General features: G+C 44.9%; 9 protein-coding genes and 1 pseudogene. 3 read left to right on the top strand and 7 right to left on the bottom strand.

What is annotated here, in order from left to right:
• Positions 1–56: 56 nt before the first annotated feature.
• The 5 genes and pseudogenes from lon to FR741_RS23640 all read right to left on the bottom strand — a co-directional run bounded on the left by lon (position 57) and on the right by FR741_RS23640 (position 6,414).
• On the bottom strand, positions 57–2,408 hold the full coding sequence (gene lon / locus FR741_RS10715) for an endopeptidase La (protein ID WP_005390529.1): 2,352 nt from the start codon (positions 2,406–2,408) through the stop codon (positions 57–59).
• Between the two features lie 129 nt (positions 2,409–2,537).
• Positions 2,538–3,818 (bottom strand): ATP-dependent protease ATP-binding subunit ClpX, encoded by a 1,281-nt coding sequence (gene clpX / locus FR741_RS10720; RefSeq protein WP_167426776.1) that lies wholly within the window; start codon positions 3,816–3,818, stop codon positions 2,538–2,540.
• Between the two features lie 70 nt (positions 3,819–3,888).
• Positions 3,889–4,515, bottom strand: a complete 627-nt coding sequence (gene clpP, locus FR741_RS10725; RefSeq protein WP_005382347.1) for an ATP-dependent Clp endopeptidase proteolytic subunit ClpP — start codon at positions 4,513–4,515, stop codon at positions 3,889–3,891.
• A 105-nt stretch (positions 4,516–4,620) separates the two neighbouring features.
• Positions 4,621–5,928: a trigger factor gene (tig, locus tag FR741_RS10730; RefSeq protein WP_167426777.1), complete on the bottom strand. Its 1,308-nt coding sequence runs from the start codon at positions 5,926–5,928 to the stop codon at positions 4,621–4,623.
• A 273-nt stretch (positions 5,929–6,201) separates the two neighbouring features.
• Positions 6,202–6,414 (bottom strand): annotated as a pseudogene (locus FR741_RS23640) (hypothetical protein).
• Between the two features lie 40 nt (positions 6,415–6,454).
• Between FR741_RS23640 and FR741_RS10740 the strand changes: the two are divergent.
• The 3 genes from FR741_RS10740 (at position 6,455) to FR741_RS23645 (ending at position 9,863) form a co-directional block, all read left to right on the top strand.
• Positions 6,455–8,260 carry a sensor histidine kinase gene (locus FR741_RS10740; protein WP_167426778.1) on the top strand — a complete coding sequence of 602 codons (1,806 nt, stop codon included), beginning with the start codon at positions 6,455–6,457 and terminating at the stop codon, positions 8,258–8,260.
• Positions 8,261–8,264: 4 nt separating this feature from the next.
• The gene (locus FR741_RS10745) at positions 8,265–9,602 is read left to right on the top strand and encodes a sigma-54-dependent transcriptional regulator (protein WP_167426779.1); all 1,338 of its coding nucleotides are present in this window, start codon (positions 8,265–8,267) and stop codon (positions 9,600–9,602) included.
• A 78-nt stretch (positions 9,603–9,680) separates the two neighbouring features.
• Positions 9,681–9,863, top strand: coding sequence for a hypothetical protein (locus tag FR741_RS23645; protein WP_041853050.1), 183 nt, complete (start codon positions 9,681–9,683; stop codon positions 9,861–9,863).
• Positions 9,864–9,905: 42 nt separating this feature from the next.
• Here the strand turns inward: FR741_RS23645 and FR741_RS10750 are convergent, their stop codons facing one another.
• On the bottom strand, positions 9,906–11,267 hold the full coding sequence (locus FR741_RS10750) for a TRAP transporter large permease (RefSeq protein ID WP_005390510.1): 1,362 nt from the start codon (positions 11,265–11,267) through the stop codon (positions 9,906–9,908).
• Positions 11,268–11,270: 3 nt separating this feature from the next.
• Positions 11,271–11,945, bottom strand: a complete 675-nt coding sequence (locus FR741_RS10755; protein ID WP_005390505.1) for a TRAP transporter small permease — start codon at positions 11,943–11,945, stop codon at positions 11,271–11,273.
• Positions 11,946–12,000 lie beyond the last annotated feature (55 nt).

Raw genomic sequence — 12,000 nt, forward strand, 5'->3', positions numbered from 1 at the left:
GACAAGCCTTTTTAGACTTATCAGCGTAAACTTTTACTTATTTTTGCTGCACATCACTATTTTTGAGACTCAAACTCAACGCCCGTCGGGTCTCGCTCTAGTGCGACTTTCAGTACTTCATCAATCCACTGTACAGGGATGACTTCCAGATCAGCGATAACATTATCAGGAATCTCTTCCAAATCACGCTCGTTGTCTTTTGGAATTAGCACAGTCTTAATGCCGCCACGGTGTGCCGCAAGTAACTTCTCTTTTAGGCCACCGATAGGTAGGACTTCACCACGCAGTGTGATTTCACCCGTCATCGCTACCTCTGCTTTCACAGGGTTACCTGTCAGAGCAGAAACCAAGGCAGTACACATTGCAGTACCCGCACTTGGGCCATCTTTTGGCGTCGCGCCTTCCGGTACGTGCACGTGAATATCTTTCTTCTCGTAGAAGTCGGTATTGATACCCAGTTTTTCTGCGCGAGAGCGAACTACTGTCATTGCGGCTTGGATAGACTCTTGCATCACGTCACCAAGAGAGCCCGTTTGCGTCAGTTTACCTTTACCTGGCATAGATTGAGTTTCAATCGTTAGCAGGTCGCCACCCACTTCTGTCCAAGCTAGACCTGTCACTTGACCAATTCGGTTACTTTCATCCGCTTTACCGTAATCGAAACGTTGAACACCCAAGTACTCTTTTAGGTTGTCCATCGTTACCGTTACTGACTTGATGTCTTTATCCAGCAAGATGTTCTTCACGGCTTTACGGCAGATCTTAGAAATCTCACGCTCTAAGTTACGAACACCCGCTTCACGAGTGTAGTAACGGATGATGCCAATAATCGCAGAGTCTTCAATGATGATTTCATCCGGTTTTAGACCATTGCGCTTCACTTGCTTATCAACAAGGTGACGTTTTGCAATGTTCAGCTTCTCGTCTTCGGTGTAACCAGATAAACGAATAACTTCCATACGGTCTAACAATGGACCTGGAATGTTCATCGAGTTCGAGGTTGCAACGAACATAACGTCAGAAAGGTCGTAATCCACTTCTAAGTAGTGATCGTTGAACGAGTTATTCTGTTCAGGATCAAGTACTTCTAGTAGCGCTGATGCCGGATCGCCACGCATATCTGAAGACATTTTGTCGATTTCGTCCAATAAGAACAATGGGTTCTTCACGCCAACTTTCGACATCTTCTGGATTAATTTACCTGGCAATGAGCCAATGTAAGTACGACGGTGACCGCGGATTTCTGCTTCATCACGTACACCACCCAGCGCCATACGAACGTACTTACGACCTGTAGCAGAAGCAATTGAACGACCAAGAGACGTTTTACCCACACCTGGAGGACCAACAAGACAAAGGATTGGACCTTTTAACTTATTGATTCGGTTTTGAACCGCCAAGTATTCAAGAATACGCTCTTTTACGCGCTCTAGACCGTAGTGGTCTTCATTAAGAATCTCTTCTGCTTTCGCTAAATTTTTCTTAACTTTTGAGCGTTTAGCCCAAGGCACGCTGACCATCCAATCGATGTAGCTACGAACCACTGTTGCTTCGGCAGACATCGGAGACATCATCTTAAGCTTTTGCAGCTCTTGCTCAGTCTTTTCACGTGCCTCTTGAGGCATTTTTGATTCGTCAATCTTCTTCTGCAGCGTTTCGAACTCGTCTGGTGCGTCTTCCATCTCACCAAGTTCTTTCTGAATCGCTTTCATTTGCTCATTCAGATAGTACTCACGCTGAGATTTTTCCATTTGCTTTTTAACGCGACCACGAATGCGTTTTTCAACTTGCAGCAAATCGATCTCTGATTCCATCTGGCCCATTAGGAATTCCAGACGCTCAGTGACATCAACAATTTCAAGTACTTGCTGCTTATCCACCAGCTTCAACGGCATATGAGCTGCAATAGTATCCGCTAAGCGAGCCGCTTCGTCGATACCGTTGAGTGAGGTGAGAACTTCTGGTGGAATCTTCTTGTTTAGCTTAATAAAGCCTTCAAACTGATTAATCGCACTGCGAACAATCACTTCTTGCTCACGCTCATCCAATTCTGGCGTAACAACAAATTCCGCTTCCGCTAGGAAGAAGTCACTCTCTTTAAAGTGATTGATTTTCGCACGTTGCTGGCCTTCAACCAGTACTTTTACTGTGCCATCCGGAAGCTTCAGTAGCTGGAGAATGGTGGCTACCGTACCTACTTCAAATAGGTCGTCAACCGTAGGCTCATCAGTATCAGCTTGCTTTTGTGCCACAAGAAGAACTTGTTTGTTGGTTTCCATCGCCGTTTCTAAACAGCTAATCGATTTCTCACGACCAACAAACAATGGAATAACCATGTGCGGGTAGACCACTACGTCACGTAGAGGTAGTACCGGGATCTCGATACGCTCGGAACGTTCCAAGTTCATATAATTCTCTCTTCCGCTTTCACGTTTACGTATTACTTATCGATTTATATGGGGGCTAATTGTTTGGATTCAATAAGAGAAATAAAAAAAGGAGGTAATTACTTACCTCCTTTTTCATTACGGCTGAATTTATTCTGCTCCAGCGGCCTGATTGTCTGAGTTGCTATAAATAAGCAATGGCTCTGACTCACCATTGATGACGGACTCATCAATCACGACCTTACTTACGTCTGTCGCAGATGGCAGTTCGTACATGGTTTCCAGTAATACGCCTTCAAGGATCGAGCGTAAGCCACGAGCACCTGTCTTACGCTCCATTGCTTTCTTAGCGATAGCGCGCAGCGCATCTTCTCGGAACTCAAGTTCGGCGTTTTCAAGCTCAAACAATGCTGCGTATTGCTTGGTTAATGCGTTCTTCGGTTCACATAGGATCTGAATCAACGCTTCTTCATCAAGCTCAGTCAGGGTTGTTGTCACAGGAAGACGACCAATGAATTCTGGAATGAGTCCGTACTTCACTAGATCCTCAGGCTCAACCTGAGTAAATAACTCACCCACGGTCTTCGATTCGCTTTTAGAACGAACTTCAGCACCGAAGCCAATACCTGTACCTGTTGCAACACGCTGCTCAATCACCTTATCTAGACCAGCAAATGCACCACCACAGATGAACAGGATCTTCGACGTGTCCACTTGTAGGAATTCTTGCTGAGGGTGCTTACGACCACCTTGAGGTGGAACCGATGCAACCGTACCTTCGATAAGTTTTAGTAGCGCCTGCTGAACACCTTCACCAGATACGTCACGCGTAATAGATGGGTTTTCAGCTTTGCGTGAAATTTTATCAATTTCATCAATGTAAACGATGCCGCGTTCAGCTTTAGCTACATCGTAATCACATTTTTGCAGAAGCTTTTGGATGATGTTTTCAACGTCTTCACCCACATAACCAGCCTCGGTTAGTGTGGTTGCGTCTGCCATTGTAAATGGCACATCCAAGAATCGAGCTAATGTCTCAGCAAGTAGTGTTTTACCGCTACCTGTTGGGCCAATTAGAAGGATGTTACTTTTACCAAGCTCTACACCTTCACTCGTTGTATCACCATTGCGTAAACGCTTGTAGTGGTTATATACCGCAACTGCGAGCACTTTTTTCGCGTAATCTTGCCCGATCACATAGTCATCAAGGTGTTCACGGATCTGTTTTGGCGTTGGTAACGCTTCAGATTCTTTCTTAGGGAGAACATCCTTGATTTCTTCGCGAATAATATCGTTACATAAGTCGACACACTCGTCGCAAATGTACACTGACGGACCTGCGATTAGCTTGCGAACTTCGTGCTGACTTTTGCCGCAGAAAGAACAGTACAGCAATTTACCGCTGCCACTTTCTTTGCTTTTATCTGTCATTCGCTAACCTCTTAGCCTTTACTCTTCATGAATGAGTGTATATCAATTTTTGCCAAAATGCGCTGGCTAATTACTCGCCGCGGTGGCTTAACACTGCATCCACGATACCGTATTCCACAGCCTGCTCTGATGACATGAAGTTATCACGATCAGTATCGCGCTCAATGACTTCAAGAGGTTGGCCAGTATGTTCTGCTAACAACTTGTTTAGCTTCTGCTTAATGGTCAGGATTTCCTGAGCATGGATTTGGATATCAGAAGCTTGACCCTGGAAACCACCCAATGGTTGGTGGATCATTACACGAGAGTTAGGCAGTACGTAACGCTTACCTGGCGCACCACCCGCTAACAGGAAGGCACCCATTGAACATGCTTGACCCATACATACAGTGCTAACATTTGGCTTAATAAACTGCATGGTATCGTAGATAGACATACCAGCTGTTACGCTGCCGCCTGGCGAGTTGATGTATAGGAAAATATCTTTATCTGGATTTTCAGATTCTAGGAAAAGTAGCTGAGCCACGACAAGGTTTGCCATGTGGTCTTCCACTTGACCCGTTAAAAAAATCACGCGCTCTTTCAGCAGACGTGAGTAGATGTCGTAAGAGCGTTCGCCTCGGGAAGTTTGTTCAACCACCATTGGTACTAGCGCGTCCATAATTGGCGACATTGCATTTTTTTCTTGGTAGCTCATATTCTTATGTCCCTAAAATAAATGGCCCGGATGATGACTATCATACGGACCATTGTTAGCAGAATAGTTAACGTTAAGTCAACCTTCTACGCAAGATATTGCTTATTAAGCAGCAGGTTGTTGTTGGTTAAGTAGCTCGTTGAAGCCTACTTCTTTCTCAGAAACCTGTGCTTTAGCGATGATCGCGTCGATTGCTTGCTCTTCTAGAGCTACATTGCGCATGTTGTTCATCATTTCTTCGTTTTGCTCGTAGTAAGCAATAACTTCTGATGGATCTTCGTATGCAGTAGCCATTTCTTCAATTAGAGCTTTAACTTTCTCGTCGTCCGCTTTTAGCTCTTCAGACTTGATTACTTCACCTAGTAGAAGACCAACTACTACGCGACGTTTAGCTTGCTCTTCGAACAGCTCACGTGGAAGCTGAGCAGCAGCTTCTGGGTTACCACCGAAGCGTTGTGCAGCTTGTTGACGTAGAACTTGGATTTCTTGCTCGATAAGCGCTGATGGTACGTTGATGTCGTTTTGCTCAACTAGACCGTCAATCGCTTGCTCTTTGATGCGGTTCTTAACAGCTTGCTTAAGCTCGCGTTCCATGTTTTTACGAACTTCAGCTTTAAGTGCTTCAATACCGCCTTCAACAACACCGAACTTAGCAACGAACTCGTCGTTTAGTTCTGGTAGTTCACGAGCTTCAACTTTGTTCACTTTGATTGCGAACTTAGCTGCTTTACCTTTTAGGTTTTCAGCGTGGTAATCTTCTGGGAAAGTCACGTCGATGTCGAATTCCATACCAGCAGTTTTACCTGCGATACCGTCTTCGAAACCAGGAATCATGCGACCAGCGCCCATTTCTAGTGGGAAGTTCTCAGCTTTACCGCCTTCGAATTCTTCACCGTCGATAGAACCAACGAAGTCAATGCTTACGCGTTTGCCATCTTCTGCTGCTTCTTCAACTTCAACCCAAGTAGCTTGTTGCTTACGTAGAGTATCGATCATCTCTTCTACGTCTGCGTCTTTAACTTCAGTTAGCGGTTTTTCAACAGTGATGTTTTCTAGGCCTTTAAGCTCAACTTCTGGGTAAACTTCAAAAGTTGCAGTGAAAACTAGGTCTGAACCTTCTTTGTTTTCTACAGGAGCGAAAGTTGGAGCGCCAGCTGGGTTGATTTTCTCTTTAACGATAGCTTCGATGAAGTGGCGTTGCATAACTTCACCAAGAACGTCTTGACGTACTGCTTTGCCGTACATCTTAGCAACCATTTTTAGAGGCACTTTACCCTTACGGAAACCATCAAAACGACGGTTTTTAGCGATGTTGCGTAGTTCAGCTGTTACAGCGTCTTCGATGTTTGCAGCTGGAACAGTAATGTTTAGACGGCGCTCTAGGCCCTCTAGCGTTTCAACAGTAACTTGCATTATATATAAACCTCTAAAGTGGCTCGGTTTTCCGAGCGTATGAGCGAAACTCAGCGGAGCTTACGCTTCATCCTTGTGTAGTGTTCTGTCCGAACACCTAATTTAAATCGAGTATCGATACTGTTTGTCAGTACCGGACTAATCAGTGATATCTTCGATAAAATTACCAAAGGTATCTCCTATTAGCCTCAGGACAGAATTTTTAGACGCGACATTCTAGCGATCTGTCGCAACCCTGTCGAGCCAATAGCCACTATGTGGACATTGTCTGCGCTAAATTCTCGAATGCTGACCCATTTTTTCTTCAAAAATGCGATTCAAACACCGTCTAAGTATCGTCAGCATATCTAGAATGGGGACAATAGCGACTTTTTCAAGAGAATCGACCGGTTTTTTTATCGAAAAGCCTAAAAAGAGATCTTGCTCTTGTTTTACTCCACAGAGTTGAAAACTAAATCCCTAATCCTCCCTACAAACTATTAACATTTTCTTACGTGACCAAAGGAAAGGTTTAAGGAGTGTAAGGATGTCGCAAAAAAACCGGATTCTGCTGACTTTTTTTGCCTTCTATTTCCTTTGCGCAATCATAGGTGGTCATTGGGTTTGGCAGACTAGTTATCAATCATTGCTTGATAAACACCAGTCCCAACTTGAGCAATTTTCTAGTCATATTAAAAACAAACTCGATAAATACGCTCATATCCCTAACCTTCTGGCCAAAGATGACCCTCTCCATCAAGCGTTACTGCATCCAAATAACAGTGCCCAACTGGAACTCACCAATCGGTATTTAGAATCCGTTAATGACGTGATTGAAGCGGCAGATACCTATTTAATCGATCAATGGGGTACGACGGTCGCGGCCAGCAACTGGCGTAAAGAGCGATCTTTTATTGGACGAAATTTTGCGTTCCGCCCTTACTTCAAACAAGCAATCGTTGGGGAACGAAGCCAATACTACGCGCTGGGTTCGACTTCGGGTAAGCGTGGCTACTACTATTCTTATCCGATCATATATGCGGGCGGCGTCCTTGGTGTGGTCGTGGTTAAGATGGACTTGAGTAAGATAGAAGACAACTGGCAGCAGCCAAATAGTGTGTTCGTCGCGAGCGATCCGCACGGGATTGTTTTCATGAGCAGCCGAAGTGATTGGCTACTCAAAAGCTTACAACCACTGACTGAGAATGAAAGAAAACAAGTTTGGGCAAGCCGACAATATCTTGATGAGCCAATTGAAACTCTAGGATTGGTGGGCAATGTGGAGGAAACGCACTCTGAGCTTAAACAAGGTTACCCATATAACAAAGGGACCTTGGTGGTCTCTTCGTTGCCCCTACCAGAGCTCAAGCTGACCATCCGTGTATTGTCTCCCAAGCAGTCTATCGTCTGGCTCACAATGGGTTACATTTCTGTACTTACTCTTGCATTCACCGTATTGTTTTTAATTGGCCAGCTCATCTATCACCGTCAACAACGCCACTTACAACTTGAGAGAATTCAGCAAGAGGCCAATCAAAAACTTGAATATCAAGTCATGGCTCGCACCGCAGAATTGCAAGCAGAAATCGCCCAGAGAATAGAAACCGAACAAACACTTCGCCTAACGCAAGACGAACTCGTTCAAGCTGCGAAACTAGCAGTATTAGGGCAAATGTCAGCCAGTATCAGTCATGAACTGAATAATCCACTTGCGGCCATTCGCAGCTTTGCTGAAAACGGCAAGCTGTTCCTCCAAAAAGAAAAATATGAGCGAGTGGAAGATAATCTAACTCGCATCTCAGCCCTCACTGATCGTATGGCAAACATCAGTCAGCAGCTTCGTTCTTTCGCTAAAAAAACCAGTGGAAACGAGCTGGCTCAATCTCGTTTGTTTCCAGTAATTGCCTCAGTCAAAGAGCTGATGAAACCCGCACTTAAATCTGCACGTGTCACACTAGAAACGCAGGTACCAGAGCACGATGTTGAAGTTCAGATCAATATCATTCAACTTGAACAAGTGTTGGTTAATTTGCTGACCAATGCGATAGAGGCTCTCAAAGAGCAACAAGACAAACAAGTACAGTTATCCGTAGAGCAAGACGAACATGCCGGTTTGGTTTGGATTCATGTAGATGACAATGGTCCAGGGCTTGGAGGTTTCTCACTTTCGGACTTATGTGAGCCTTTCCTAACTACCAAACAAAATGGGTTAGGTTTAGGGCTCTCCATCTCGCAACAAATCTTAGCCAGTATGAACGGAAGATTATGTGCCCAAAATCGAGAACAAGGCGGAGCTCGATTTTCATTGTGTTTACCTATCGCTCCTAACAACACAGAACAATCAAAAGGATGAGATCATGTGTCAGGTGTTTTTTATTGATGATGAAGCCGATCTTAGACTGGCAATAGAACAAACGTTTGAATTGGCAGATATCGATGCCACATTCTTTCCAGACGCTGAATCTGCCTTACTCGCCATTAAGCAGGGGGCCGAACCAGGTGTGGTGATTACCGATATTTGCTTACCCGGTATTTCAGGGATGGATTTACTGAATACCCTTGTGCGCAAAGACACCCATCTTCCCGTGATTATGATTACTGGTCATGGCGATATCTCAATGGCGGTTAATGCGTTACACCAAGGAGCGTATGATTTTATCGAAAAGCCATTCCCACCTGAGCACCTAGTTGAAACCGTCAAGCGCGCCATTGAGAAGCGCCAATTAACGGTTGAAAACGAGAAGTTACGCCTGTCTCTCAAGGCAAGTAAAACGCTCGGACCTCGTGTTATCGGAGAAACGTCTAGCATTCAAATGTTACGCGAAACCATTGCTCACATCGCCGATACTGATGCAGATATCTTATTGTTTGGCGAGACTGGTACAGGTAAAGAGTTAATCGCCCGTTCTTTGCATGAACAAAGCTCTCGACGGAACCAAAACTTTGTCGCAGTAAATTGTGGTGCAGTACCAGAGAATTTGATTGAGAGCGAACTCTACGGGCATGAAAAAGGCGCATTTACTGGCGCAGAAAGCCGCCGTATCGGTAAATTTGAATTTGCTCAAGGCGGTACACTTTTCTTGGATGAAATCGAGTCAATGCCAATCCAAGCCCAAATCCGTTTACTGAGAGTACTGCAAGAGCGTGTGATTGAGCGTGTCGGCTCGAATGAACTCTTGCCCTTAGATATTCGAGTAATTGCCGCAACCAAAGTCGATTTGAAACGCGCTGCTGAAGAGGGAACCTTTCGCCAAGATCTTTACTATCGACTGAATGTGGTTACCTTAGATCTCCCGCCACTGCGTGAACGGAAAGAAGACATCCCTGCCCTCTTCCATCATTTCCTATTGGTAGCGGCTTCACGTTACGGTAAAAGCTCTCCTAGCTTGTCATCCCACGACCTCGCCCAACTGATGAACCATGACTGGCCAGGCAATGTTCGCGAGCTAAGAAATGCAGCAGAGCGTTTCGTGCTATTGGGTAAATTAATTCAGTTAGGAGAATCGGCTCCAGTTGCCAAGCCTTCTTCAAGTCTTGCAGAACAAGTAGCAGAGTTCGAGAGAGCAGCCATTGAAGGCGCATTACTGGAAAATAACGGCAGCATTAAACAGACAATGGCGCAATTGAATGTGCCTCGAAAAACTCTGTATGACAAAATGCAACGCTATCAAATAGATAAAGAGCTCTATAAATAAAACGATTCTCAAGGATTGGTATTATATCCAACTTGAATCATAATTTTTAATAATTGATTCATCATGGTTGTTACGGATATGAACGAGAAAGTGAGAATACCGATCATTACAGATACCGTGATGGTAGACGGGCAATATCAAGAAGAGAGACGTTCAGGCGAGGAGCGGCGCAAGAATAAAAAGAAGTGGCGAAGCTACGAACGGCGAGTCCACCCAGACCCTCGTAGGCCTAGCTACAAACCCATAGACGAAGAGGTGTGAATCATCACACCTCTTTTGTTTTTCTTCAAATATCTGGTGCCATTATTTAGTGATGATTTCTGGCCCCATCAAGGTGGTTGGTAACCAAGTCGATACCCATGGCACGTACGTTACAATAATGAGGAATAGGAACATCACCGCCACCCATGGCAGTGCGGCTTTTACTACATTCATCATCGACATTTTGGCGACACCTGCAGTAACAAACAAGTTAAGCCCAACAGGTGGTGTTATCATACCTATCTCCATATTCACCACCATCATAATACCTAAGTGAATGGGGTCGATCCCCAGTGCTATCGCAATTGGGAACACCAGTGGTGCAACAATGATCAATAAGCCTGATGGCTCCATAAATTGACCACCAATCAACAGCAATACGTTCACCACAATCAAGAAGGTGATTGGTCCTAAACCAGCTGACATCATTGACTCTGTGATCATTTGCGGGATGCGCTCTTCCGTGAGAACGTGCTTCAAAATTAACGCATTGGCAATAATGAAAAGCAGCATGATGGTGAGTTTACCCGCTTCATACAGCGTGTGTTTGGTGTCTTTATGAACGAAGGTGTGAAAAATTTTGACTAATGCAGGCTTAGTATTTTGCTTATCAGCAAATGGCCCCATGTCTTTGTATACAAAGTTGGCAATAAAGAACGAGTACACAGCTGCAACTGCAGCGGCTTCTGTTGGGGTGAAAATACCGCCATAAATACCACCGAGAATGATCACCACCAGCAACAAGCCCCAGCTTGCATCCTTAGCTGCATCAAACGTCTCTTTCCAACCGACAAATGGTTGTTTTGGCAGGTTCTTAATACGGGCAGCAATATAGATCGCTATCATCAGCATGACACCCGCTAGCAAACCGGGAATCACACCACCGAGGAACATACGCCCAACTGATACATCGGTCGCGGCAGCGTAAACCACCATAACAATAGACGGCGGAATCAAAATCCCTAGCGTACCTGCGTTACAAATTACGCCGGCCGCAAACTCTTTTGAGTAGCCGTTTTTGATCATACCTGCGATAACGATGCTACCTATGGCAACAACCGTTGCTGGAGATGAACCTGACAGCGCGGCAAACATCATACACGCGACAACCGAAGCCATCGCTAAACCACCACGGAACCAGCCTACAATCGCAATCGCGAAACGAATGATCCGTTTCGCTACACCACCTGTCGACATAAAGCTTGAAGCTAAAATGAAGAATGGAATTGCTAATAGAGTGTAGTGTCCAGCAAATGCATTAAACAACGTTTGAGCAACAGACGCCAAAGACGCATCCGAATGAATCAAAAGGAAAAGAATACTGGAAAGACCCAGAGAAACTGCGATTGGCACGCCGACGAGCATGAAACCAATCACCATCAAAAATAGAAATAAGATATCCATGGCTTATTGCTCCTTGCTCTTAGAATTGTCTGAGGCCTTTGGAGCCATAAGATCACCGGCATCACTCATCTCTTCTTGAAGCGCCTCTAGCTCTTCTTCCGCTTCATGTCCTGCAATCAGTCGGTCGAGCTTTCCGGTAGCAATTTGCCATGTTGCCTGAGCAAATCTCAGCGTTAGCAACGCCATACCAAGCGGCAAAGCGAAATAAGGAATAAAACGTGGCAGCTTTTCGTAACGCTCTCCCTCGTTTAACCAATCCGCCATAAACTGAAGCATTTCCGGCATTGGAATATCATCCGTTTCATACCACGCTCGGTCTGTGGCGAACGGATACCAGTAGTTCCAAGAGCCAATTAAAAGCAAAATAGAGAAGGCTAAACAGCATATTGCAGCAAATAACGCCAAGGCTTTTCGTTTGCCCTCTGGCACTATGTTGATGATCACATCAACACCAATATGAAAGTGTTTTTTCACACCGTAAGAAGCGCCGACCAACACCATCCATGCGAACATAAAGACGGTGAGCTCAAGCGCCCAAAGAATATTGTCGTTAAAGACATAACGAAAGATGACATTGGCAAAGGTTAACAAGGTCATGGCACCTAGGAAGAAAGCAATCAAAGTCTCTTCAATGGCATCGGTGATTCGTCCAGCCTTGGCAAAAAAAGTCTGTTCCATAATTACATCACGTCGTCTGTAGGGGAAAAGAGCCCCCTCTAATAGAGAGGGCTAA

The organism is Vibrio diabolicus, assembly GCF_011801455.1.
GTDB classification, from domain to species: Bacteria; Pseudomonadota; Gammaproteobacteria; order Enterobacterales; family Vibrionaceae; genus Vibrio; species Vibrio diabolicus.

Excerpts from the sequence above, each read along its gene's own strand:
- FR741_RS10755 (WP_005390505.1), bottom strand. The coding sequence starts at position 11,945 with ATGGAACAGACTTTTTTTGCCAAGGCTGGACGAATCACCGATGCCATT.
- clpP (WP_005382347.1), bottom strand. The coding sequence starts at position 4,515 with ATGAGCTACCAAGAAAAAAATGCAATGTCGCCAATTATGGACGCGCTA.
- FR741_RS10740 (WP_167426778.1), top strand. The coding sequence starts at position 6,455 with ATGTCGCAAAAAAACCGGATTCTGCTGACTTTTTTTGCCTTCTATTTC.
- clpX (WP_167426776.1), bottom strand. The coding sequence starts at position 3,818 with ATGACAGATAAAAGCAAAGAAAGTGGCAGCGGTAAATTGCTGTACTGT.
- FR741_RS10750 (WP_005390510.1), bottom strand. The coding sequence starts at position 11,267 with ATGGATATCTTATTTCTATTTTTGATGGTGATTGGTTTCATGCTCGTC.
- FR741_RS23645 (WP_041853050.1), top strand. The coding sequence starts at position 9,681 with ATGAACGAGAAAGTGAGAATACCGATCATTACAGATACCGTGATGGTA.
- tig (WP_167426777.1), bottom strand. The coding sequence starts at position 5,928 with ATGCAAGTTACTGTTGAAACGCTAGAGGGCCTAGAGCGCCGTCTAAAC.
- FR741_RS10745 (WP_167426779.1), top strand. The coding sequence starts at position 8,265 with ATGTGTCAGGTGTTTTTTATTGATGATGAAGCCGATCTTAGACTGGCA.
- lon (WP_005390529.1), bottom strand. The coding sequence starts at position 2,408 with ATGAACTTGGAACGTTCCGAGCGTATCGAGATCCCGGTACTACCTCTA.